The sequence below is a fragment of the Mesorhizobium sp. BR1-1-2 genome (assembly GCF_020165435.1).
Lineage (GTDB): Bacteria > Pseudomonadota > Alphaproteobacteria > Rhizobiales > Rhizobiaceae > Mesorhizobium.
On sequence record NZ_JAIUID010000014.1, the window covers coordinates 74,017 to 98,311 of the forward strand.

At 63.6% G+C, this 24,295-nt stretch carries 20 protein-coding genes; 10 read left to right on the forward strand and 10 right to left on the reverse strand.

What is annotated here, in order from left to right; translation table 11 throughout:
* Positions 1–563 precede the first annotated feature (563 nt).
* On the reverse strand, positions 564–866 hold the full coding sequence (locus LB551_RS24390; RefSeq protein WP_140548411.1) for a DUF982 domain-containing protein: 303 nt from the start codon (positions 864–866) through the stop codon (positions 564–566).
* A gap of 328 nt (positions 867–1,194) precedes the next feature.
* Here LB551_RS24390 and LB551_RS24395 point away from each other — a divergent pair, with 328 nt between their 5' ends.
* Positions 1,195–2,652: an NCS1 family nucleobase:cation symporter-1 gene (locus LB551_RS24395; RefSeq protein ID WP_224624626.1), complete on the forward strand. Its 1,458-nt coding sequence runs from the start codon at positions 1,195–1,197 to the stop codon at positions 2,650–2,652.
* A gap of 45 nt (positions 2,653–2,697) precedes the next feature.
* Here the strand turns inward: LB551_RS24395 and LB551_RS24400 are convergent, their stop codons facing one another.
* The 5 genes from LB551_RS24400 to tpiA all read right to left on the reverse strand — a co-directional run bounded on the left by LB551_RS24400 (position 2,698) and on the right by tpiA (position 7,995).
* On the reverse strand, positions 2,698–3,249 hold the full coding sequence (locus LB551_RS24400; protein WP_224624627.1) for a DUF1697 domain-containing protein: 552 nt from the start codon (positions 3,247–3,249) through the stop codon (positions 2,698–2,700).
* Positions 3,250–3,276: 27 nt separating this feature from the next.
* The gene (locus LB551_RS24405; RefSeq protein ID WP_140498648.1) at positions 3,277–4,914 is read right to left on the reverse strand and encodes a CTP synthase; all 1,638 of its coding nucleotides are present in this window, start codon (positions 4,912–4,914) and stop codon (positions 3,277–3,279) included.
* A gap of 210 nt (positions 4,915–5,124) precedes the next feature.
* A complete protein-coding gene (locus LB551_RS24410; protein ID WP_224660682.1) occupies positions 5,125–6,249 on the reverse strand; it encodes a L,D-transpeptidase in 1,125 nt (374 codons plus the stop codon).
* 351 nt (positions 6,250–6,600) lie between these two features.
* Complete coding sequence (gene secG, locus LB551_RS24415; RefSeq protein WP_224624629.1) at positions 6,601–7,056, reverse strand: preprotein translocase subunit SecG; 456 nt, start codon at positions 7,054–7,056, stop codon at positions 6,601–6,603.
* 171 nt (positions 7,057–7,227) lie between these two features.
* Entirely contained in the window at positions 7,228–7,995 is a 768-nt protein-coding gene (tpiA, locus tag LB551_RS24420) for a triose-phosphate isomerase (RefSeq protein WP_224660684.1), read from the reverse strand.
* A 143-nt stretch (positions 7,996–8,138) separates the two neighbouring features.
* On the opposite strand from tpiA, the gene LB551_RS24425 reads away from it, so the two are divergent.
* Genes LB551_RS24425 through glp form a run of 5 tightly spaced genes read left to right on the forward strand, consistent with a single transcriptional unit; the run spans position 8,139 to position 13,563 of the window.
* On the forward strand, positions 8,139–10,031 hold the full coding sequence (locus tag LB551_RS24425) for a SurA N-terminal domain-containing protein (RefSeq protein WP_140638167.1): 1,893 nt from the start codon (positions 8,139–8,141) through the stop codon (positions 10,029–10,031).
* The gene (trpD, locus tag LB551_RS24430; RefSeq protein WP_224660685.1) at positions 10,028–11,038 is read left to right on the forward strand and encodes an anthranilate phosphoribosyltransferase; all 1,011 of its coding nucleotides are present in this window, start codon (positions 10,028–10,030) and stop codon (positions 11,036–11,038) included. The genes LB551_RS24425 and trpD overlap by 4 nt, the downstream gene beginning before the upstream one ends.
* 4 nt (positions 11,039–11,042) lie before the next feature.
* Positions 11,043–11,855: an indole-3-glycerol phosphate synthase TrpC gene (gene trpC, locus LB551_RS24435; protein WP_140548397.1), complete on the forward strand. Its 813-nt coding sequence runs from the start codon at positions 11,043–11,045 to the stop codon at positions 11,853–11,855.
* 2 nt (positions 11,856–11,857) lie between these two features.
* Positions 11,858–12,358 (forward strand): cyclic pyranopterin monophosphate synthase MoaC, encoded by a 501-nt coding sequence (gene moaC / locus LB551_RS24440; RefSeq protein WP_224660686.1) that lies wholly within the window; start codon positions 11,858–11,860, stop codon positions 12,356–12,358.
* A complete protein-coding gene (glp, locus tag LB551_RS24445; RefSeq protein WP_224660687.1) occupies positions 12,358–13,563 on the forward strand; it encodes a gephyrin-like molybdotransferase Glp in 1,206 nt (401 codons plus the stop codon). Before moaC ends, glp begins: the two co-directional genes overlap by 1 nt.
* 36 nt (positions 13,564–13,599) lie before the next feature.
* Here the strand turns inward: glp and LB551_RS24450 are convergent, their stop codons facing one another.
* The gene (locus tag LB551_RS24450) at positions 13,600–14,439 is read right to left on the reverse strand and encodes an alpha/beta hydrolase (protein ID WP_224660688.1); all 840 of its coding nucleotides are present in this window, start codon (positions 14,437–14,439) and stop codon (positions 13,600–13,602) included.
* Between the two features lie 167 nt (positions 14,440–14,606).
* On the opposite strand from LB551_RS24450, the gene LB551_RS24455 reads away from it, so the two are divergent.
* A complete protein-coding gene (locus LB551_RS24455; RefSeq protein WP_224660689.1) occupies positions 14,607–16,232 on the forward strand; it encodes an AMP-binding protein in 1,626 nt (541 codons plus the stop codon).
* The gene (gene kynA, locus LB551_RS24460; protein WP_263496014.1) at positions 16,229–17,065 is read left to right on the forward strand and encodes a tryptophan 2,3-dioxygenase; all 837 of its coding nucleotides are present in this window, start codon (positions 16,229–16,231) and stop codon (positions 17,063–17,065) included. The genes LB551_RS24455 and kynA overlap by 4 nt, the downstream gene beginning before the upstream one ends.
* Positions 17,066–17,128: 63 nt before the next feature.
* Here the strand turns inward: kynA and kynU are convergent, their stop codons facing one another.
* Together kynU and LB551_RS24470 are read right to left on the reverse strand one after the other, a co-directional pair.
* Positions 17,129–18,376, reverse strand: coding sequence for a kynureninase (gene kynU / locus LB551_RS24465; RefSeq protein ID WP_224660690.1), 1,248 nt, complete (start codon positions 18,374–18,376; stop codon positions 17,129–17,131).
* A gap of 2 nt (positions 18,377–18,378) precedes the next feature.
* A complete protein-coding gene (locus LB551_RS24470; protein WP_224660691.1) occupies positions 18,379–19,050 on the reverse strand; it encodes a TetR/AcrR family transcriptional regulator in 672 nt (223 codons plus the stop codon).
* 465 nt (positions 19,051–19,515) lie between these two features.
* Between LB551_RS24470 and lexA the strand changes: the two genes are divergently transcribed.
* A complete protein-coding gene (gene lexA, locus LB551_RS24475; protein WP_140548381.1) occupies positions 19,516–20,256 on the forward strand; it encodes a transcriptional repressor LexA in 741 nt (246 codons plus the stop codon).
* On the opposite strand, the gene LB551_RS24480 is transcribed toward lexA, so the two are convergent.
* Positions 20,250–22,697: a ComEC/Rec2 family competence protein gene (locus LB551_RS24480; RefSeq protein ID WP_224660692.1), complete on the reverse strand. Its 2,448-nt coding sequence runs from the start codon at positions 22,695–22,697 to the stop codon at positions 20,250–20,252. The genes lexA and LB551_RS24480 overlap by 7 nt on opposite strands.
* 103 nt (positions 22,698–22,800) lie before the next feature.
* Between LB551_RS24480 and gltX the strand changes: the two genes are divergently transcribed.
* The gene (gene gltX, locus LB551_RS24485) at positions 22,801–24,225 is read left to right on the forward strand and encodes a glutamate--tRNA ligase (RefSeq protein WP_224660693.1); all 1,425 of its coding nucleotides are present in this window, start codon (positions 22,801–22,803) and stop codon (positions 24,223–24,225) included.
* Positions 24,226–24,295: the final 70 nt, after the last annotated feature.

A 24,295-nucleotide genomic window follows, 5' to 3' on the forward strand; every position in this document is an offset into this window, starting at 1 on the left:
GAAGCAGAATTTTCGTGTGCAGTTTTTGCACACGGTCTCCGATACCTAGTTGATTTTATTCGCTTATATGTCCAGTCCACCATCGGGGCGATTGCCGCCTTATGCTCTTGGTGTCCCGGCATTTTTAGCGTCAATTGGTTGGTTGATGCGGCGGTATGGCCACCGATCCCCATATCGGCGACATATGCGAAGTAGGCAAGCCCCTCTCTCGAGCAGTAAGTCTGAACGCGGTCCTTCTGCGCCTGCCAAATCCTATGGCCTGAAGTGCTGTCTTCTTTCGAGTGCTGGGCGGAATCATTCCGAAATATCGGAAGCTTGCGCCCGGTTTTTGCTGCACCTTGGAAAGTGGCACGCTGTTTTGTGATCTGGTCGATGGTCTTTCAACTGCGGCGAACAAGACGGGGGAACCGCCTTTCCAGGATTGGCAGTTGCCGACCACAAGCAGATGGTGGCCATCCTGGGCTGCGCCGCATTAGGCGTTCGCAGACACAATGGCAAACGGACAAACAGTGAAATCTGCGCCGGGAGCCGGCACCGTTTTCGACTACAGTCGGTCCAGAACGTTACCGCCGCAGCGCGTACACGCGCCCCGCCGGCTCGTTGCCCACCGACAAGGCCATGTCGTCATCCAGAAGCCGCGTGATCCGGGCGAAGCCGGTGAACGCCTTCCTGGCTTCTTCAGCCGACATCTGCCCCGACAAGGCGGCCGCGCAGCAGTTCAGCGCGCATTGATAGACGGGGCCACGTCGCCCGGTCGGCCATTTACGCAAAAACACCATGGCCTCGGCAACACTGTCGATTTCCTCGATAGGGTGTCCCTGCCCGCGTGAGATCCGCACGGGCGAAAAAAAATGCAAATAATCCATCGTATCCTCCCGCTCGGTCGCGACGTGTTCGACCGAACCCCATCAAACGCGCCATCATCCACTTGGTTCCATAAAAAACGGACGCCTGGCAAAAAAAGGGCAGGTTTGCCCGCCGCGACTGCGATGTCGTCGCGCCGGCGCTTGAAAGCGCCACGAATCGGACTCGCCGGTCAGAGTGCAAGCATCATGCCGCGCGATAAGCGCGATCCCCATTGAATATCTTTAAGGCCAAAGCCCGCAAATCAGCCGATTGCCCCTTCCCTGACGTCAGGCGTAACCTTGACGGTCAACGCGTGAGGGCGCGTGCTGCAAGAAGGGGACAATTGCAATGACGATACAAGGCGCATCGCCGGATCTATATAACGAGGATCTCGCACCGGCCAAGATACGAAACTGGGGACCATTCTCGATCTTCAACGTCTGGACGTCGGACGTCCACAGCCTCTGGGGCTATTACCTCGCCGCCAGCCTTTTCCTGTTCTGCGGCGGCTTCGTCAACTTCATCATCGCCATCGGCATCGGCTCGCTCATCATCTACGCGCTGATGAACATGGTCGGCTATGCCGGCGTGAAGACCGGCGTGCCTTACCCAGTGCTCGCCCGTGCATCCTTCGGCATCTGGGGCGCCAACATACCGGCGCTGGTGCGTGCCATCGTCGCCTGCTTCTGGTACGGCGCACAGACGGCGGCCGCTTCCGGCGCCATTGTCGCGCTGCTGATCCGCTCGCAATGGTTCGCCGATTTCAACGCCAACACCCATTTCCTCGGCCACTCCGGACTGGAAGTGATCTGCTTCGTGGTCATCTGGGCGCTGCAGCTGCTGATTATCCAGAAGGGCATGGAGACGGTGCGCCGCTTCCAGGATTGGGCCGGGCCGGCTGTCTGGGTGATGATGCTGATCCTGGCCGTCTATCTCTGCGTCAAAGCGGGGACCTTCGCCTTCACCAGTGACATTCCGATGGATGTGCTGCTCGAAAAGACCAAGGATGCGGGCGTGCCAGGCACGCCGGGATCGTGGACGTCGCTGTTCGCCGTCGCCGCGATCTGGGTGACCTATTTTTCGGCTCTCTATCTCAACTTCTGCGATTTCGCCCGCTATGCACCGGACAAGGCATCGCTGCGCAAGGGCAATATTTGGGGTCTGCCGGTCAATCTCATCCTGTTCTCGCTGGTCGCTGGCGTCACCACCATTGCCGCTTACGACGTCTATCACGAGGTGCTGCTGCACCCCGACCAGATCTCGGCGAAATTCGGCAGCTGGTTCCTGGCCGCGCTCGCCGCGTTGACCTTCGCGGTGGCGACGCTCGGCATCAATGTCGTGGCCAACTTCGTCTCGCCGGCCTTCGACTTCTCCAACGTCTTCCCGCGCCAGATCGACTTCAAGAAGGGCGGCTACATCGCGGCACTGATCGCGCTCGTGCTCTATCCCTTCGCGCCTTGGGAAGGCAGCGCTGCATCCTTCGTCAACATCATCGGCGCGACGATGGGGCCGATCTTCGGCGTCATGATGGTCGACTACTACCTGATCCGGAAGGGGGAGGTCGACGTCGAGGCGCTTTATCGCGAGGATGGCGAGTTCCGCTTCCAGGGCGGCTGGCATGTCAATGCCTTCATCGCTGCCGGCATTGGCGCCGTCTTCTCCTCGATCCTGCCGAACTTCACCAACTGGCTGCCATCCTGGTGGGGCGTCTATGGCTGGTTCTTCGGCGTCGGGATTGCCGGCGTCATCTATTACATGCTGCGCACCGCGGCCGTGGGTGCCGGCGCCAAGACGGCGAAGGCTTGAAATGAGGCAGTAGGCAGGAAGGCAGGGAAAGCAGCCGCCTCCTCCCTACTGCCTACTGCCTACTGCTACCATCTCGGCCAACCGGCGCACCGTGTTCCAGTTGCGCGACGTGCCGATGCCCAGGCGTTTGTGATTGGCGGCCGCGAGCAGCCGTGACCTCGGTCGTTCCCGCGAAAAGACGACCCAGATGTCGCCGCCGCGTGACATCACCTTCTCATCGGCGGCGGCATAGGTCTCGAGCGCCGCCGCCGCATCGTCGGGCACGGGCTTGCGCATTATCCGTACCGCCACCTGGTCACCGGTCTCGGCGGATTCAGCCGGAAACGGATTGCCGGCTGCAAGCCTCAGCCAATCTTCGGCAGCGCGCACGATGATGTCGACATGGCGGCCGAAAGCTTTTTTGAAGGCGGCTTCGAGACGCTGCTCGAGAACGGCGACGTCCGTCGCCGGCGCCTCGAAGACAAGATTGCCCGTCGCCACGAGCGTACGGACATTCTTCAGCCTGAGGTCCTCCGCCATCGCCCTCAGGTCGGACATCACGACCCGGCGCCCTTCTCCCAGGACGATGCTGTAGAGAAGGGCGACATAAGTCTGCATCAGATGCCGAACCGCGCCTGGTGCGGCCTATACCAGGCGCGATTGTTCGACCGCCGCCTCGATGAAGCTGGCGAACAGCGGATGCGGGTCGAGCGGCCGGCTCTTCAGCTCGGGGTGGTATTGCACGCCGATGAACCAGGGATGGTCGGGGTATTCGACCGTTTCGGGCAGCACGCCGTCGGGCGACATGCCGGCAAACACCAGGCCGCAATCCTCCAGCCGCTGCTTATAGTCGATATTGACCTCGTAGCGGTGGCGGTGACGCTCGGAAATCTGCGTGTCGCCATAGATGTCGGCGATCTTGGAACCCTTGGCGAGCTCGGCCTGATAGGCGCCGAGCCGCATCGTGCCGCCGAGATCGCCGGTTGCCCGGCGCTTCTCCAGCATGTTGCCCTTCAGCCACTCCGTCATCAGGCCGACGACCGGCTCCTTGGTCGGGCCGAACTCGGTCGAGGAGGCCTCATCGACCCCGGCCAGGGATCGCGCCGCCTCGATGCAGGCCATCTGCATGCCGAAGCAGATGCCGAAATACGGCACCTTGCGCTCACGCGCGAATTTCGCCGCCAGGATCTTGCCTTCCGAGCCGCGCTCGCCGAAACCGCCGGGCACCAGGATGCCATGCACCTTTTCCAGCCACGGCGTCGGATCCTCCTTCTCGAAGATTTCCGATTCGATCCAGTCGAGCTTGACCTTGACGTGGTTGGCCAACCCGCCATGCGACAGCGCCTCGATCAGCGATTTGTAGGCGTCCTTGAGGCCGGTATATTTCCCGACGATGGCGATGGTCACCTCGCCTTCCGGGTTGTGGATGCGGTTGGACACGGCCTGCCACGGCTCCATGCGCGGCTTCGGCGCCGGGTCGATGCCGAAAGCGGCCAGCACTTCCGAATCGAGCCCTTCCTTGTGGTAAGCCATCGGCACGTCGTAGATGTGCGGCACGTCGAGCGCCTGGATGACCGCGCTCTCCCTGACATTGCAGAACAGCGACAGTTTTCTGCGCTCTTCCTTGGGTATGGCCCGGTCGGCGCGGACCAGCAGGATGTCGGGCGCGATGCCGATGCCGCGCAGCTCCTTGACCGAATGCTGGGTCGGCTTGGTCTTCAATTCGCCCGCGGTCGGGATATAGGGCATCAGCGTCAGATGCACATAGACGGCGTTGTTGCGCGGCAGGTCGTTGCCGAGCTGGCGGATCGCCTCCAGGAAAGGCATCGCCTCGATGTCGCCCACGGTGCCGCCGATTTCGCACAGCACGAAATCATAGTCGTCATTGCCGTCGAGGACGAAATTCTTGATCTCGTCGGTGACGTGCGGGATGACCTGCACGGTGGCGCCGAGATAATCGCCGCGCCGCTCGCGCTCGATGATGTTCTTGTAGATGCGGCCGGTGGTGATGTTGTCCTGCTGGTTGGCGGAACGGCCAGTGAACCGTTCGTAATGGCCAAGATCGAGATCGGTCTCCGCGCCATCATCTGTGACGAACACCTCGCCATGCTGATACGGCGACATCGTGCCTGGATCGACATTGAGGTACGGATCGAGTTTTTTGATGCGTGCGCGATAGCCCCGCGCCTGCAAGAGAGCCCCTAGGGCCGCTGCGGCAATGCCTTTTCCAAGTGAGGAGACCACGCCGCCTGTGATGAATACATATCGCGCCATGGGAGTCATCGCTTAACGCGGCCGGATTGATTCCGCCAGAGAAAAAACCGCCGCTAAGGCTTTTTCCCAAGAAGGCGCTCGAACCGTGATCCGAAAATGGGATCCGGTTTTCGGATAGGCCCATCGAACGGGCTGGCCCGTTCCACTGGAACGCGACCGTGACCGAGGCAAAACAAAAGGGCCGGCTGAACCGGCCCTTCTGGCAAGCTGCTGCAAACGTCAGATGATGACGACCTTGGTGCCGACCTTGACACGGCTGTAGAGGTCCATGACGTGCTCGTTCATCATGCGGAAGCAGCCATTGGAAGCGCTGGTTCCGATCGACTGCGGCGCGATGGTGCCGTGGATGCGCAGATGCGTGTCCTTCTTGCCGTCATAGAGGTAGATCGCGCGAGCGCCGAGCGGATTCTGACCGCCGCCGGGCATGCCGTCCTTGTACTGGGCATAATGCTTGGGCTCGCGCTTCTGCATGTCCAGCGTCGGAATCCAGCGTGGCCACTCCTGCTTGTCGCCGACCGCCACGGTGCCCTTGAACTGCAATCCTTCGCGGCCGACCGCGATGGCGTAGCGGCGGGCGGTGGACGATGATTCCACCAGATAGAGCCGGCGAGCACTCGTATCGATGACGATCGTGCCGGCCTCGTAACCGGTGAATTCCACGTCCTGTGGCACGAACTCCGGCTTTACCTTGAATGGCTTCTTGGCGTTTTTCCTCGCGAGCGCCGAATCCAGCGCACGGGTCTCAGGCAGATAATTGATCGAGGACGATGCCATCTGGCCGCCAAATAGTCCGGCGAACAGGCCGCCGCCGGTGCGCTGCTTCTGGCCGGGCAGCTCGCTGCGCAATTCGCCATTATTGCCGGTCAGCGCAACGTTCATCACCTCGGCCGATTCCGATTCGGCCGAAGGAATCGGCTCGATCGGCGTCAACGGCTCGATGATCTTCGTGATCTTCTTGACCGACTTGGCCGCGGCCACTTCGGTCGCCGGGGCAGTCTTGCCTCTCTTGGCCAGGAACGCCTGCCGTTCCGCCTCGGCCTTCGCCTTCGCCGCCTCGCGCATCGCCATCTTCCTGGCTTCCAGCGCCTTGGCCTTGGCAGCTTCCCTGTCGGCAACGATCTTGGCCTCGATCTTTTTGATCTGGGCGAGATCGTCCGGTGTCGGATTTTTCTTCTTCTTGAGAAGCCTCAACTGCGCCGCATCGCTCTTGGCTGCGACGTTGATGGCATCGGTCTTGCCGACCGACTGATTGGCGGCCAAATTGGCTGGCACGCCGGCGAAAGCCGGGGAGCTCATGCCGAGTGCGGCGCAAAGTCCCAGGAAGATGAAGCTGCGAAGCTGCATGGCGAAGATCCGATCGTTCGATATTTGTTGCCCACGGCGTCGCCCGGCGTCCCCCAAGGACACCGAAAATGCCGCGCGCAATCTATAGTCGAATAAGCGCGGGCGCCTCAAGCGCGAGGCCGCTGCACTTCCCGTCGAATCTTCGTGATGGCACCGCATTTGCCGCGACTGTGGTCAAACGACAACAGATCGCCTCAGTGTGCATGGAGATCAAGGTCAGAGCGCGCCGAGAGCCTGGCCGCCGGAACCCGAACTGAAAGCAGTTCGGTTGCGACGGCCGCAAGCGCCGGAAGCGGGCGTTCGCACGCCGACACTACCTTGCTGTCACAAGGTCTTGAGAAGGAGCCCAGACTACTGGTTCGGAACCTGCGGGGCTGCAGGCGCGGTGCTGGTGCCGTTGGCCGCCGGCGGCGTGGCCGGAGCATTGGCTGGCGGCGTCGTCGCGGCTCCGTTGCCGGAAGGCGGCGTCGGCTCGGCATTGCCTGAAGGCGGCGTCGGGGTGGTCGTGCCAGGCAATTGGTTGAGTACACCCTTGCCGGCGCCGTCCGATGTCGCGGGAACGCGGTCGAGAATGTCGATCGGCTTCTCGCCGTAGCGGGCAATGATCGACAAGGTCAGCGACGTCACGAAGAAAGCGGCCGCCAGAATCGCCGTCGCCCGGGTCAGCGCATTGGCGGCGCCGCGCGCCGTCATGAAGCCGGATCCGCCACCAATGCCAAGGCCGCCGCCTTCGGAGCGCTGCAGCAGCACAACGCCGACAAGGGCCAGAACGACCATGAGATGGATGACGATCAGTACGGTTTGCATAGTTTATCCTGGCAATGCCCTGCCCGGCCGCGGACACGACCGGGGAATTGGAGGCGGCTCAATACAATGCTTTCACGGCATTTCCAAGCCCGTGGCCGGAATATGGGAAGCAAGGCGTCCTTTACAACGATTTCCCGTGCGCCGCGGCAGCTTCGGCGCCGCGCGAAGTCATCAAGAGATGCTGCGATAGGCTTCCGCGATGCCCAGGAAGTCGGCCGCTTTCAGGCTGGCGCCGCCGACCAGCGCGCCGTCGACATTCCTGACCCCAAGCAGTTCCACTGCATTGGACGGCTTGACCGAACCGCCATATAGAATGCGCATCTTGCCCGCGGCGGTGCCGAGCTTCTCCGACAGTTTTTCGCGAATATGCGCATGCGCCTCGGCTACATCCGCGACGGTCGGCGTCAGGCCGGTGCCGATCGCCCACACCGGCTCATAGGCAACGATCGTGTTGGACGCGGTGGCGCTTGCCGGCACCGAATCGGCAACCTGGCGTGACAACACGTCCAGCGTCGCGCCCGCTTCGCGCTCCTGTCGCGTCTCGCCGATGCAGACAATGGCCACAAGCCCGGCGCGCCAGGCTGCGGAGGCCTTGGCCTGGACTGTGGCATCATCCTCGCCGCGCTGTTCGCGGCATTCGGAATGGCCGACGATGACGTGGGTCGCGCCCGCATCCTTCAGCATCTCCGCGGAGATGCACCCGGTATAGGCGCCGCTCTCCTTGGCGTGGCAATCCTCACCGCCGGCATGAACCGGCGTACGCGACAGAATCTCGGCGGCATGGGCGAGCAAGGTCGCGGGAACGCAGACCAGCGCCTCGGTATCTGCGTCGAGCCCGCTCATGAAACCGTTGCCGATCATCCTGAGTTCGTTGAGCGAGGCGCTGGTACCGTTCATTTTCCAGTTGCCTGCGACGAGCGGGCGAATTCCTGGCGTCATCGTTTGCTTCTCCGGGTGACATTCGGCTGGCGTTCTCACTACCAAAATCAAGCCACAAAGCAATCGACAGTGGACCGGAAGGGCGCTATTGCGCTTGTTTCAGACTCGGCGCATCCGAAAATGCGCATAAATCGGAAGTAACGATGCTTGGTATATTGAGAAGCGCGGCGGGCACCTGGGTCGCGAAGTTACTGCTCTCGCTGCTGGTGGTCAGTTTCGCGGTCTGGGGCGTGTCGGGGCGGCTGATGGGTGGCCTTGCCGGCCACGACTCCGTCATCACGGCTGGCGGCACCAAGGTGTCGATCAACGAATACCGCCTTGCCTATGACCGCCAGCTCGCCGTCATGTCGCAGCAGTTCGGCCAACGCCTCACCCACGAACAGGCAAAGGCGCTCGGCGTCGACAACCAGGTGTTGGCGCAGCTTGTTTCGGGCGCGGTCCTCGACGAACAGGCTCGCAAGCTCGGCCTTGGCCTGTCCAAGGACCGGCTGGCCGAACTCACGCGCGAGGATCCGGCCTTTAAGGGTCCCGGCGGACAGTTCGACCGGAGAGCCTTCGAATACAGACTGCGTGAAGTCGGCATGCGCCCGGAGGATTATTTGAAGAATCGGGCCCAGGTCGCGGTGCGCCAGCAGATCGTCGAGGCGGTTTCGGACGGTCTCAAGGCGCCTGACACCTTCTTCAAGGCGGTGGCCCTGTACCGTGGCGAGGATCGTACGGTCGACTATCTGACCTTGCCGAAGGCGCTGGTCGAACCCATCGAGGCGCCGAGCGACAGCGCGCTGCAGGCCTATTTCGAGGCCAACAAGAAGACCTATGCCGCGCCCGAATACCGCAAGTTTTCCTATGTCAGGCTCGAGCCGCAGGACATCATGGATACGAGCTCGGTGACCGACGCCCAGGTCAGCGACGACTACAACAAGAACAAGGCGCGATACACCACTCCGGAGATGCGCACCATAGAGCAGCTTGTGTTCAAGACGCCGGACGAGGCCAAGGCCGCGCTCGATTCGTTGAAGTCCGGCGCAACCTTCGACAAGCTCGTCACCGCGGAAGGCAAGACTCCGGCCGACACGCTGCTCGGAACGCTCGCCAAGGACAAGATCGCCGACAAGGCGGTCGCCGACGCTGCTTTTGCGCTCAACGTCAATGAGGTGAGCCCTGTCGTGCAGGGTGCCTTCGGTCCCGTGCTGCTGCGCGTCACCGAGATCAAGCCCGAAGTCGTGAAGCCGCTGGCCGAAGTGTCGGACCAGATCCGCAAGGACCTGGCGCTGGGCGAGGCAAGCCGCATCCTTCTGGACGTGCACGACAATTACGAGGACAGCCGCGCCGCCGGCAGTTCGCTGGCCGACGCCGCCGCCAAGCTGAAGCTGAAGGTGGTCACCATCGACGCGATCGATCGCAGTGGCCTGCGGCCCGATGGCTCCATCGTCAAGGACCTGCCGGAATCGCCTGCTCTGATCAAGGCTGCCTTCGAAGCCGAACCGAATACCGAAAACGAGGCGCTGACCACGGCCGATAACGGCTTCATTTTCTATGAAGTGGCTTCGATCACGCCGGCCCGCGACCGCACGCTGGACGAAGTTCGCCAGAAAGTCGTTGCCGACTGGACTGCGGCCGAGACGGCCAAGCGGTTGACCGCCAAGGCGCAGGAGCTGGAAAAGCGGCTCAAGGCCGGCGCAACGCTCGACGTCATCGCCGGCGAGCTCAAGCTGGAAAAGCAGACCAAGCGTGGCCTGAAGCGCGAGGCCGACGACGCCGATTTCGGCAAGGAAGGTGCAGCGGTGATGTTCGGCGTCGGCGAAGGCGGCACCGGCCTGATCCCCTCTCCCACCAGCGACGCGCAAATCCTGTTCAAGGTCGCCGAGGTGTTCGAACCCGCCGGGGCCGACGCCAGTTCGGTGCCCGAGGACGCGCGCAAGTCCTTCACCGCCGGCATGTCGGACGACCTGCTCGACCAGTTGGTGGCGCAGTTGCAGACGCAGTACGGCGTCCGCGTCGACCAGGCCGCCGTTGCCCAAGCCTCGACAAGATGAGCGCGCTGAAAACCCATATCGCCAAGGTCGCGACCGGCACCGCCCTGTCCTTCGACGAGGCGCGCGAGGCCTTCGACATCATCATGTCGGGCGATGCTACGCCCGGTCAGATCGGCGGCTTCCTGATGGCGTTGCGTGTGCGCGGCGAGACGGTGGACGAGATTTCGGGCGCCGTCGCCACCATGCGCGCCAAGATGCTTCGCGTCGACGCACCTGTCGGCGCCATCGACATCGTTGGCACCGGCGGCGACAATTCGCACTCCGTCAACATCTCGACGGCATCCGCTTTCGTCATCGCCGCCAGCGGGGTTCCGGTGGCCAAGCATGGCAATCGCGGGTTGTCTTCGCTGACCGGTGCGGCCGACGTCCTGACCGCGCTCGGCGTCAAGATCGATCTCACGCCGCAGGCCATCGGCCGCTGCATCCACGAGGCCGGTGTCGGCTTCATGTTCGCGCCGGCACATCACCCGGCGATGAAGCATGTCGGCCCGACCCGCGTGGAGCTCGGCACCAGGACCATCTTCAACCTGCTCGGTCCGCTCTCCAATCCGGCCGACGTGCGCCGGCAGATGGTCGGCGTGTTCATGCCGGAATGGATCATGCCGGTGGCCGAGACGCTGAAGGCATTGGGCACCGAGCATGCCTGGGTCGTTCATGGTGACGGCTACGACGAGATCACCACCACGGGCGAAACGCATGTCGCCGAACTGATCGGCGGCGAGATCCGCACCTTCACCTTGACGCCCGAAACGGTTGGTCTGGCCCGTCACACCAAGGAAGAACTGCGCGGCGGCGACGCTGCCTACAACGCCGAGGCGTTGCGCGCTATGCTGGGTGGCGGCATGGGCGCTTTTCGCGACACCGTGCTGATGAACGCCGGTGGCGGCTTGGTGGTGGCTGGCAAGGCGACGACGCTCGCCGACGGCATGGCGACGGCAATGCAAGCCATCGACAGCGGCCGGGCGCTGCAGGTGCTCGACCGGCTGGTCGAGATTTCGAACGGTTAGACAGATGTCGGACATCCTGCGCAAGATCGAAGCCTACAAGCGCGACGAGATCGCGACGGCCAAGGCGCGCGTGCCGCTGGCCGAGATCAAGGCGCGGGCGAAAGACACTGACGCGCCGCGCGGCTTTCTCGCGGCACTTGAGGCGAAGCGCAGATCCGGCGGCTTCGCTCTGATCGCCGAGATCAAGAAGGCAAGCCCGTCCAAGGGCTTGATCCGCGCCGACTTCGATCCGCCAGCGCTCGCGCGGGCCTATGCAAAGGGCGGCGCCGCCTGCCTTTCGGTGCTGACCGATGCACCGTCCTTCCAAGGCGCGCCGGAATTTCTCACCAAGGCAAGAGCCGCCGTCACCCTGCCCGCGCTGCGTAAGGATTTTCTGTTCGATCCTTATCAGGTCCATGAAGCTCGCGCCTGGGGGGCGGACGCCATCCTGATCATCATGGCCAGCGTCGATGACGATTTGGCGAGCGAGCTTGAAGCGACGGCATTCGAACTCGGCATGGATGCGCTGATCGAGGTCCACGACGAGGCCGAGACGGAGCGCGCACTGAAGCTGTCGTCGCAATTAATCGGCATCAACAACCGTAATCTGCGGACATTCGAGACCCGTCTCGAAACCTCGGAACGACTGCGGGCGATGGTGCCGGGCGGTTACTTGCTGGTCAGCGAAAGCGGCATCTTCTCTCATGACGACTGCCTCAGATTGCAAAAGAGCGACATCGGCACCTTCCTGGTCGGCGAAAGTTTGATGCGCCAGCAAGATGTGACCGCCGCAACGCGCGCGCTGCTCACCGGCAAGGCAGCGGCCGAGGCTGTCTGACGATGACGGCCGCCCTCACCCATCTCGGCGAGCAGGGCCAGGCCAACATGGTCGATGTCGGCGGCAAGGACGAAACGACGCGCACCGCTGTCGCCGAGGGTTTCGTCTCGATGCGGCCCGAGACGCTGAAGATGATCCTGGCCGGCAATGCCAAGAAAGGCGATGTGCTGGGCACCGCGCGCATAGCCGGCATCATGGCGGCGAAGAAGACGCATGAGCTGATCCCGCTCTGCCATCCGCTGCTGTTGACCAAGGTGTCCGTCGACATTGAGCCCGATCCTGCCCTGCCCGGACTGAAGATCATTGCGCTGGCGCGCGTCACCGGCAAGACCGGCGTCGAGATGGAAGCGCTCACCGCGGCTTCGGTTGCCTGCCTGACCATTTACGACATGGCCAAGGCGGTCGACCGCGCCATGGTCATCACCGGCATCCGGTTGGTCGAAAAGACCGGCGGCAAGTCGGGCGACTACAAGGCCGCTGGCGAAGATGGGGCGGTCGCCTGATGGCGCTGCTTCCGGTCGCAGCAGCGCTCGAACGCCTGCTGGAGGGTGCTGCGCCGCTTGCGAGCGAAAGCGTTTCGCTCCTCGAGGCCGTGGATCGTGTTCTCGCGGAACCGGTAGTGGCGTTGCGCACCCAGCCGCCCTTCAACGCCTCTGCCATGGACGGATACGCGGTGCGCGCCATCGATGTCGCGTCCGTGCCGTCCCGGCTTTCGGTGATCGGCATGTCGGCGGCCGGGCGCGGCTTTGACGGCGCCGTCGGCAAGGCCCAGGCCGTGCGCATCTTCACCGGTGCTCCGCTGCCGCAAGGCGCAGACACCATCGTCATCCAGGAAAATGTTCGTGACCTCGGCGGCGGCAGCATCGAGGTGGTCGAACCGACGGCCGAGGGTCGCAACATCCGCCGCTTCGGGCTCGATTTCTCCGAAGGCGACATCCTGCTGGAAAAAGGCCGCGTGCTCGATCCGGCAGCACTGTCGCTTGTCGCCTCGGCCAATCATCCCCAGGTGGGCGTCGTAAAGCGGCCGCTGGTTGCCATCATCGCCACCGGCGATGAGTTGCTGCCGCCCGGCAGCGAACTCGGCCCCGACCAGATCATTTCGTCAAACGCTTATGGCGTCGCCGCCGCCGCGCAATCGGTCGGTGCGCATGCGCTTGATCTCGGCATTGCTGCCGATCGCGAGGAAGCCATCGCGGCGCTGGTCAGGAAAGCGGTCACGGCCGGCGCTGATGTCATCGTCACGCTCGGCGGCGCCTCGGTCGGCGACCACGATCTGATCCATGACGTGCTGACCGGCGAAGGCATGACGCTCGGTTTCTGGAAGATCGCCATGCGTCCCGGCAAGCCGCTGATGTTCGGCCGCCTCGGCGACATCAGGTGCATCGGCCTGCCCGGCAATCCGGTGGCGAGCCTCGTCTGCTCGCAACTGTTCCTGAAACCGCTTCTGGCACGCCTCGGCGGCCGCAATTTCCGGCAAGATATCCGTCAGGCACGGCTGGGCGCCGCGATGCAGGCCAATGATCTGCGCCAGGACTATGTGCGGGCGGCGGTCAGACAAGAGGCCGGCATGCTGGTGGCAACCCCTTTCAGCATCCAGGATTCCTCGATGCTGAGGATGCTGGCCGACGCCAACGGACTGATCGTGCGCGAACCATTTGTATCCACCGCGGCTGCAGGAGACGCTTGCAGCGTTCTCATGCTGAGGTGAATATTCCCCGTATAGCCCGCTGATTCTAGCGACAAATCAGATCGTTGACTCCGCTAGCAAAACTCGTGTCAGCGGATGCGCCGGATCGGCCAGGCCTTCGACAATGTCGTAATGATGTCGGTCCGGCTCGACCACCGCGCTCGTGACGGCACCAAGCCCTGTCCAGATATTGGCCAGCAAGGCGCTCTGGCGCAAGAACTCGGACCGCTCGCCGCCTCCGGCCCAGCACGTGATGCGCGCGCCATCCATGGGCCGCAGCAGCGCCGGGCTTTCCGTCAGCGCCTCGGCTTCATCGATTTTCAGCGCCGCGTTCATGCCGGTGCGCATGAGCGGACGCAGGTCGTGCAGGCCTGAAATCGAAACGACGTGGCGTACGCGCCTTGCCACGTCGGCTGCCAGGGGCGTTGACATCGTCGCCATGCGGCTGGCGAGATGGCCGCCGGCCGAATGCCCGGTCAGCATAAGCGGTCCCCCGACCATCGCCGCCGCCTTGCCGATCGCCGCGCCGATCTCGTGGGAGATGCCGGCGATGCGTATGTCGGGGCAGAGCGTATAGGACGGCATCGCCACGGCAAAGCCGCTGTCAACCGAGCCCTTGGCGAGATGCGACCAGCTATCCTTGTCGGACTCCAGCCAGTAGCCGCCATGGATAAACACGACGAGCCCCTTGGGCGTGGCGGCGGGAAGGAAGAGATCGAGCCGGTTGCGCGGCCTGTCGCCATAGGCGCTATCGAGCTGAGCCCTGCCCTTTGCCGCAAGCGCATCGCGAAATGCCTGCGCCGGTTCGACCCATGCAGCCGGCCAGCGATCGCTGCCAGCGATGTTGGCGCCGTTGGCGTAGGCATTGTCCCAATCGGCAATGCGATGTTCGAGCATCGGCACCCTCCCCCGGACGGGATTGTTTCAGCCGCTAGCAATGGCCATCGACAGCGGCAACGTCAATGCTCCCGGAGCAAAACATTTTAGGCTTGAAACAAATTTCGACTGGTGCGATCCTGTGCCCTGTTCAGCGATGGGCGTGAGGCAGACAGGGGCAGCCGAAAATGCTTGGGCCATCAGCGCATATCGATACCTTCACGCGCGATAACCTGCCGCCGCCCGACCAGTGGCCGGACTTCCTGCTCGACGGCTTCGACTATCCCGAGCGGCTCAATGCCGGCGTCGAACTGACCGACAGGTTGGTCGAGAAAGGCCTCGGCGACCACACCGCGCTGATCGGCAATGGCCGCCGCCGCACCTACAAGGAATTGTCCGACTGGACGAACAGGCTGGCGCATGCGCTGGTCGAGAATTACGGCGTCAAGCCAGGCAACCGGGTGCTGATCCGCTCGGCCAACAACCCCGCAATGGTGGCTTGCTGGCTGGCCGCCACCAAGGTCGGCGCCGTCGTGGTCAACACCATGCCGATGCTGCGCGCCGGCGAACTCGCCAAGATCGTCGACAAGGCCGAAATCTCGACAGCGCTATGCGACACCAGGCTGATGGACGAGATGACCGCCTGCGCCAAGGACAGCGCGTTCCTCAAGCAGGTCATCGGTTTCGACGGTACTGCCAACCACGATGCCGAACTCGATCGTGCAGCCCTCGACAAACCCGTGACATTTGCCGCGGTGCAGACCGGGCGCGACGACGTCGCCCTGCTCGGCTTCACCTCGGGCACGACGGGCGTGCCGAAGGCGACGATGCATTTTCACCGCGACCTCCTGATCATCGCCGACGCCTACGCCCGCGAGATCCTGCAGGTGACGCCGGACGACATCTTCGTTGGCTCGCCGCCGCTGGCCTTCACCTTCGGCCTTGGCGGGCTCGCCATCTTCCCGCTGCGTTTCGGCGCCGCGGCGACGCTGCTGGAACAGGCCACACCGCCCAACATGGTCCAAATCATCGAAAGCTACAAAGCGACAATCTCCTTCACCGCGCCCACCGCCTATCGCGCAATGCTCAAGGCCATGGACGAAGGGGCCGATTTATCGTCGCTGCGGGTCGCCGTTTCAGCCGGCGAGACCTTGCCCGCGCCGGTCTTCGAGGAATGGACTGAGAAGACCGGCAAGCCGATCCTCGACGGCATCGGCGCCACGGAAATGCTCCATATTTTCATCTCCAACCGTTTCGACGACATGAAGCCCGCTTCCACCGGCAAGGCCGTTGGCGGCTATCAGGCGCGCATCGTCGACGACGAAATGCGTGAAGTGCCGCGCGGCACCGCGGGCAGGCTCGCGGTGCGGGGACCGACCGGCTGCCGCTACATGGCCGATGCCAGGCAGAGCGACTATGTCCGCGACGGGTGGAACCTCACCGGCGACACGTTCTGGCAGGACGAGGACGGTTTCTTCCACTTCGCCGCGCGCTCCGACGACATGATCGTCAGTGCCGGCTACAACATCGCCGGCCCCGAGGTCGAAGCGGCGCTGCTGGCGCATGCCGATGTCGCCGAATGCGCGGTGGTCGGCGCCGAGGATGCAGAGCGCGGCCAGATCGTCGAGGCGCATGTGGTGCTGGTGCAAGGCGTGGCGCCGGACGCAATGACCGTGAAGCGCCTGCAGGACCATGTCAAGGCGACGATCGCGCCCTACAAATACCCGCGCTCGGTAAAATTCATCGCCGCTTTGCCCAAGACGCAAACCGGCAAGATCCAGCGCTTCCGGCTGCGCGCGGAGAAGATCAATTGAGCAAGCCCTACGACCCTTCCACCGAGGGCGCGGAAATGTCGTTCAAGGAGCGCATGTCCTACGGCGACTATCTGCATCTGGAAAAGGTGCTCGAGGCGCAGCAGCCGCTTTCGTCAGCCCATGACGAGATGCTGTTCATCATCCAGCACCAGACATCGGAACTCTGGATGAAGCTCGCGCTGCACGAAATCGGCGCCGCAATCCGCTCCATCCGCGCCGACCGTCTCGAACCGAGCTTCAAGATGCTTTCGCGCGTCGCGCGCATCTTCGAGCAGCTCAACAATGCCTGGGACGTGCTGCGCACGATGACGCCCAGCGAATACACCGAATTCCGCGATGCGCTCGGCCAGTCCTCGGGCTTCCAGTCCTGGCAATACCGCGCCATCGAATTCATGGCCGGCAACCGCAACCTCGCAATGCTCGGGCCGCACAAGCATCGGCCGGACCTCAGCGAGAAACTGGAGGCGATCCTGGCGCAGCCGTCGCTCTACGACGAGGCGCTGCTGCTGCTCGCCCGCAACGGCTTCGACATCGGCGTCGACGCAAGGCGCACGGACTGGCGCGAAACGCGGACCGAAAACGAAGAGGTCCTGGTCGCCTGGCAGACCATTTACCGCGACCCGCAGCGCTACTGGATGTTCTACGAACTCGCCGAGAAGCTGGTCGACTTCGAGGATTATTTCCGCCGCTGGCGCTTCAACCACGTCACCACGGTCGAGCGCATCATCGGCATGAAGCGCGGCACCGGCGGCACATCGGGCGCGTCCTATCTGAAGAAGATGCTGGAGGTCGAGTTGTTCCCGGAGCTGTGGAAGGTCCGCACCCGGCTCTGACGTAGCTTTGCCGAGTGCATGTCGTTATCTCGAAACCGCTGCGCTTTTCTGAGCGACAGGCTCTTAAGTCACCGCCGCCTTGACGGCGAAACGCGCCTCCTGCCAGGCGTCCGTGCGCAAAATGTCTTCCAGCACCTCGACCGCCTGCCAGACATCGACATAGCCGACATAAAGCGGCGTGAAGCCGAAGCGAATCGTGGATGGCGCGCGGAAATCGCCGATCACGCCGCGCTCGATCAGGGCCCGCATCACCTGATAGCCATGCGGGTGGAGGAACGACACCTGGCTGCCGCGCTCATTGCCGTCGCGCGGGCTTTCGAGTTCGAGGCCGTAGACGCCGCATTTTGCCTCGACGAGCCGGATGAACAGATCGGTCAAGGCGATGCTCTTCCTGCGCACCTCTGCCATGTCGATGTCGTTCCAGACATCGAGCGCCCCTTTGAGCGCGCGCATCGACAGCACAGGCTGCGTGCCGCAGAGAAACCGGCGGATGCCTGTGCCGGCAGCAAAACCCTGTTCGAAGGCGAAAGGCCGCGCATGGCCCCACCAGCCGCTGAGCGGCTGGCGGACATCGCCATGGTGGCGCTCGGCCGCGTAGATGAAGGCCGGGGCACCCGGGCCGCCATTGAGATATTTGTAGGTGCAGCCGACGGCGAAATCTGCGTTCGAACGGTCGAGCTCGACCGGCAGGGCGCCGGCGGTATGGCAGAGATCCCAGACGATCAGCGCGCCGGCATCATGCGCCCTGCGCGTAAGCGCGGCCATGTCGCGCAGCTGCCCGGATTTGTAGTTGACGTGGTTGACCAGGATGACCGCGACCTGCTCGTCGATCAGTTCTTCTATGGTCGGCGCATCGACGCCCTCGAGCCGCAGCATCGTGCCCGGCCGCGTCGAGGCAACGCCTTCGGCCATATAGAGATCGGTCGGAAAGCTGTCCCCCTCGGCGACGATGACCGACCTGTCCGGCCGCATCCCGAGTGCCGCATGCAGCACCTTGTAGATGTTGATCGAGGTGGTATCGCAGACCACCGTCTGGCCGGCGGCGGCCCCGATCAGGCGCCCGAGCTGGTCGCCGAGTTCGACCGGCATGTCGAACCAGCCGGCGGTGTTCCAGGCGCGGATCAGATCCTGCGCCCACTCCTGCGTGGCGGCCTGCTGCAGCTCCCCGAACACGGCGGGCGAAGCGGCGCCCAGCGAATTGCCGTCGAGATAGATCACCCCTTGAGGCAAGGTGAAGCGGTCACGCATGGCACGCAGCGGATCCGCGGTGTCCATTGCCTCGATCGCTGCGAGATCGGGAATTTTGCTCATGGTCACGATGTTCCTCGGTGAGAAGAGCGCCCCGGAAAGGGGCCGGCCGTTTTGCCGCCGGGGCAAGGGCTGGCCGCATAGAGGCGCAAGAACAGGGTGAACGCCCGGTTCGATCTTTGCTCGATTTCCGGCCGAGGCAATTCCTCGAGCACTCCGACGATCCGGCGAACCTGGAGATCGCCGATCAAAAGCCGGACGTAGATGTCGGCGGCTTCGGCAGGATCGTCACAGGCGATCAGGCCGGCCCGACTTGCGGTTCGAAGCAGGTCGCCAACGAGCGGCATTATGGTATTGCGGCCGAATTGCGCGATCGACTGGCCAAGCGTGCCTGTATCGTTGACGTCGCCGGCTGCGGCGCGATTGAGCGCCACCGCCTTGTCGCCCGTCACAAGGGTCAGCAGGACTGGCCCGAGCAAGTTCAGGGTTTCGAGCGGATCGCGCGCCTGGCGAAGGGCGTCCTCCAGCAGCTTCCTTGCTTCTCCCGCATTCGCTTCGATCAAGGATCGAAACAGGACCTGCTTGTTGCCGTACCAGTTGTAGAGGGTTTCGTTCGAGGCCGATGCCCGCTTGGCGATGGCAAGCAGGGAAGCGCTTCTGTAGCCGGTTTCCCGGAGCACCGCATAGGCGGCCTCCTCTATCCGTTCACGTCGCGCGGCCTGCTTCGGCGTGGTCATTGGTGTCCCTCTTCGAAAACCGTATATTGTTATACGGTTTAGTCAAGCGAACCGGAAGCAAGGAGCGAACGAACGCAGCCCGTCGCATTCGGTGATGCCTGGCCGCTTTCCGGCAGGAAGTTGGCATTTTGGTTTCGTTTCGTTCACGAGCTGCGGAGATTTTGATCCGCCCCAAAAGGCAGCCGGCACCTGCCGGCCACACGGTTTGCAGGCTTGTACCAAGAGTGGAGATCGGCCGGGCCACAGGCCATTAACCAAAATAGTTTCAAAGAGGCTGAGAGCGCATTGACGACGGACGGCGCTGGCAGGATGCTGGCTGCAGGAGGGCCTTTCGTTTCCGCCGCCTTAACAAATTCATTAAACTTTAAATGGTTGCGGAACACAACTGGAACAGATAGTGTTTGTTCTGGGTTTGTTTTCTGATTCTGATTCCAGACCCTTCGTGCAATGCCTTTGGGGGCCGCCATGCTCACGCGCAAGCAACATGAACTCTTGATGTTCATCCATGAACGGCTGAAGGAAAGCGGCATTCCGCCGTCCTTCGACGAGATGAAGGAAGCGCTGGACCTCGCCTCCAAGTCGGGAATTCATCGGCTGATCACGGCGTTGGAGGAGCGCGGCTTCATTCGCCGCCTGCCGAACCGGGCGCGCGCGCTGGAGGTGCTGCGCCTGCCGGATTCGATCGCGCCGGGTCTTAACGCGGCAAAGAAGTTCTCCCCGAGCGTCATCCAGGGCAGCCTTGGACAGGGCGGCCTTAACAGGCAGATCAAGCCGGCGGCGCCCTCGCGCCTGCCCGCCGCCGGCAATGACGACGACGCGGTTTCAGCGGTTTCGATCCCGGTCATGGGCCGTATCGCGGCCGGCGTGCCGATCGACGCTATCCAGCATCAGACGCATTCCATCTCGGTGCCGCCGGACATGATCATGGGCGGCGAGCATTATGCGCTGGAGGTCAAGGGCGATTCGATGATCGAGGCCGGCATCTTCGACGGCGATACGGTCATCATTCGCAACGCCGACACCGCAAGTCCCGGCGAGATTGTCGTGGCCCTGGTCGACGAGGAGGAAGCGACGCTGAAGCGCTTCCGTCGCAAGGGCGCCTCGATTGCGCTCGAGGCCGCCAATCCGGCTTATGAAACACGTATTTTCGGACCGGACAGGGTCAAGGTGCAAGGCAAGCTGGTCGGACTGATCAGGCGCTACTGAGCGGGTTCGGCGTTGGGCTTTTCGGGTTTGCGGTAGGGCGGCAGTCCCCGTGCCTCGCGCGAGAATTTTCGCTGTTCGTGCCAGGGCCGATATGGCCTGTCGACGGCAAAGCTGACCTGGGCCGGTTCCGTCGCCGATTGCTGGTCGAAGAAGACGGCGGCACTTCCGTTCCGAGCGAGCTGCCGCTTGGTGATGACGAGGACCAGCGGATTGTGGCAGGGGTCGTAGCCCCCCGGGTCGTCGATGACGATCAGATCCGCATAGGCGCAGGCCCTCCAGGCATCCTTGCGATCCTCCACCTGCGCGATGATCGCCCCGGAGGGATGCCGGGCCATGCACAGGCCGGTGAAGCAATAGAAAGGCGCTCCCGCCGGAAGTTGCGCGGGATCGAAGACGTCGAACTGTCGGTCTCCGCTGTCGAACAGTTCCGGCGCGACGATGGTTTCGGATTTCAGCGCGCGTTTCCAGTTGTCGACGGTGAATTCGTTCGGACGCGCCCGGTTGATCGCGAGCTCGCCGCCGCCGATCGGCAGCGCCACCAGGCGGGCATCCTCCGAAATCAGCACGTCCGGCGTGCGCGTGTCCGAGACGGTCAACAGGCCGGCGAGCGCGAAGGGAAGTGCCGCCAGCCGCAGCCATGTCGTGGCCATCGTCGCGATGACCAGGGCGATCGCCACCAGAAGGACGGATTGCTGCGAAATCAACCCGACCGCGTCGACCGGCGAGCGTTGCGAGATCCATCCCGATATGGTGATCATCACGGTCAGTCCCTTGCCCATCAGATAAAGCGATGGTCCATCGAACCCGAACGGCATCAGCAGCGCGCTGGCAACCGCAAGGAACATCACGACGGAAACGATCGGCATGACTGCAAGATTGGCGAACAGGCTGAGTGGTGAAACGCGCTGGAAATGCCAGATGGCGAAAAGCGCCGTGGCGCTTCCCGCGATGATCGAGGTCATCGCCAGCCTACCTGTCGCCAGCAGCAATTTTCGCGTCAGGAGGCCAGGCAAGGTCCGTTGCGGCGGGGTCCGCGCTTTGTCGGCTTTGCGATCCGACCAGCCGGCATAGGCGCCGACCAGGGCCGCGGTGGCGGCGAACGACATTTGGAAGCTCGGCCCTACCACCTCGTGCGGCGACACCACGATGACGGCGATCGCCGAAATAGCCAGATTGCGCATGGTGAGTGCCGCCCGATCGAACAGGACGGCGATCAGCATCACCGCCAGCATGATGAAGCTGCGTTCGGCGGCAACGACGACGCCCGAAATGACGAGATAGGCGGCGATCGAGAAAAGTGCCGCCGCGGCCGCGTATTTCTTGACCGGCCGGCGGGAGGAAAAGTTCGGGAACAGCGCGAAGCCACCACGCAGCAGCCCCATGACGGTGCCGGCGACCAGCGCCATGTGCAGCCCGGAAATGGAGATGATGTGGTAGATGCCGGTGCGTCGCATCGCTTCGTTGATTTCGTCGGGAATCCCGGCGCGCACGCCCACGATCAGCGCCGCGGCGATCTCGCCCTCGGCGCCGCCGATGCTGTCCCTGATATGGTCGGCAATGCTTTCACGAGCACTCTCGATGGCGGCTGAAAGGGCGGCCCACAGCGGCCTATCATCGGCCGAGACGATCTTGGGATTGCCGAGAAAGAACCCGCTGGCACCGATGCCGGCGAAGTAGCTGTCGAAGGAAAAGTCGTAGCTGTCCGGCCGCACCGGCCCGGTCGGCGGCAACAGCTTGGCATAGCCGGTCACGAGCGAGCCGGCCGTCACCTCAGCCGGCACCTTGCGCGCCGAAAGGCGGACGCGCTCCGGCGCGTAGCGTAGTTTCGGCCGTGCGGTCGATGTCACGTCGATGGTCAGCCGGATGCGACCGGTCTCCATCTGGTCGACTGAAACGACGCGGCCGGTGATTTGCGTGGAGATTTCCGAGCCCAGCATCCGCGTTCCCGCCCGCCAGGTCTCGACTTTGCCGGCGAGCATGCCGAGTGCGCACAACAGCGCCGCCATGAAGCACAGATGGGTTTTCGACCATGAGCGCGAAACGAGCGCGCACAGCGCCATCAGGATCGCGATCGCGAGAGGCTTGGCAAAGCCCGGCTCCGCCGCCAGCGAAAAATAGGCCACCGATCCGCATGCCAGGAACACCGGTATCAGCAGGAAGGCTACGCCCCGATCGAGTTCGAGCTCGGCGGCTCTGGCCACTCCGTTGCGCAGGCGAGGCCATGAAGCACGACCGAACTCCCGGCGCAGGCGCGAGGCCGCGCGGACAGCAGGGACGCCAGGCGGCGCGGAAACATCCGGCGGCAGCGACTTGCCCGGCTGCTGCAAGGGCGGCGGCGCCAGCGGCAATGAGACCGGCGCGGGCATGGCAAAAAGCGAGCGTTCGCTGACGCCAGCAACGACGTCGTCGCCTTCCTCCGCGGCCCGGCCCGCTCCAGCCATCGGGTCTGCCCCTTGCGCCCTCGACACCCTATGCTACATGAACGCGCGGCGCGCGAAAGTGCGCGTGATCCGCACCCCGCTCCAGACGTTTCCCGAGAGTTGTATGTCCGACAAGGTTGTCACCCGTTTTGCCCCCTCGCCCACCGGCTACCTACACATTGGCGGCGCGCGTACGGCGCTGTTCAACTGGCTCTATGCCAGGCACACCGGCGGTACGATGCTGCTGCGCATCGAGGACACCGACCGCGAGCGCTCCACCGATGCGGCAACGGCCGCCATTCTCGATGGGCTGACCTGGCTCGGCCTCTCCTGGGATGGCGGGGCGGTGTCGCAGTTCGAGCGCGCGCCGCGCCATCGCGAGGTGGCCGAGGAGCTGGTGCGCATGGGCAAGGCTTACTACAGCTACGAGACCCCCGCTGAGCTTGAGGCAATGCGCGAGGCGGCGCGGGCCAAGGGCCTGCCACCGCGCTATGACGGAAGCTGGCGTGACCGCGACCCTTCGCAGGCGCCTCCCGGCGTCAAGGGCGCGATCCGCATCAAGGCGCCGACCAAGGGCGAGACGGTGGTGCATGACCGTGTCCAGGGCGACGTGCGCTTTCCCAACAAGGATCTGGACGACTTCATCATCCTGCGCTCGGACGGCAATCCGACCTACATGCATGCCGTCGTCGTCGACGACCACGACATGGGCGTCACCCACATCATCCGCGGCGACGACCACCTCACCAATGCCGCTCGCCAGACCGTGATCTACAACGCCATGGGCTGGGATGTGCCTTCAATGTCGCACATACCGCTGATCCACGGCGCCGACGGCGCCAAGCTGTCGAAGCGGCACGGCGCGCTGGGCGTGGAGGCCTACCGCGCCATGGGCTACCTGCCCGAAGCGCTGCTGAACTATCTGGCTCGGCTCGGCTGGAGCCACGGCGACGACGAGATCATGTCGATCCAGGACATGATCGCCTGGTTCGATATCGGCGACGTGAACAAGGGCGCCGCCCGCTTCGATTTCGCCAAGCTCGAGGCGCTGAACGGCGTCCATATGCGCCGCATGGGCGATACCGAGCTGTTCGACATCTTCATCGCCACCCTGCCCTATCTCGAGGGCGGTCCGGCGATGGCCGCACGCCTCGACGACAGGAACAGGGCGCAGTTGCTGGCAGCGTTGCCGGGGCTGAAGGAGCGCGCCAAGACGCTGGTCGAACTCGTCGACGGCGCCGCCTTCCTGTTCGCCGCGCGGCCGTTGCCGATGGACGAGAAGGCAGCCCTGCTGCTCAATGACGATGCGCGCAAGGTCCTGCGTGGCGCTCACGACGCCCTCGAGGCGGTTTCAGGCGACTGGACGGCGGCCTCGGCTGAAGCCGCGATCCGCGACTATGCGACGGCCGGCGGCCACAAGCTCGGCGCCGTCGCCCAGCCCTTGCGCGCCGCCCTGACCGGCAAGAGCACCTCACCCGGCGTGTTCGACGTTCTCGCCGTGCTTGGTCGCGAGGAGAGCTTGGCGCGCATCGCGGATCAAATCGATTAGGAGCAATCTGGCCCAAGAAGATTGGCATTGAAAGGCGCGTTTCGCAGTGCAACATTGGGCCTTGGCCCAA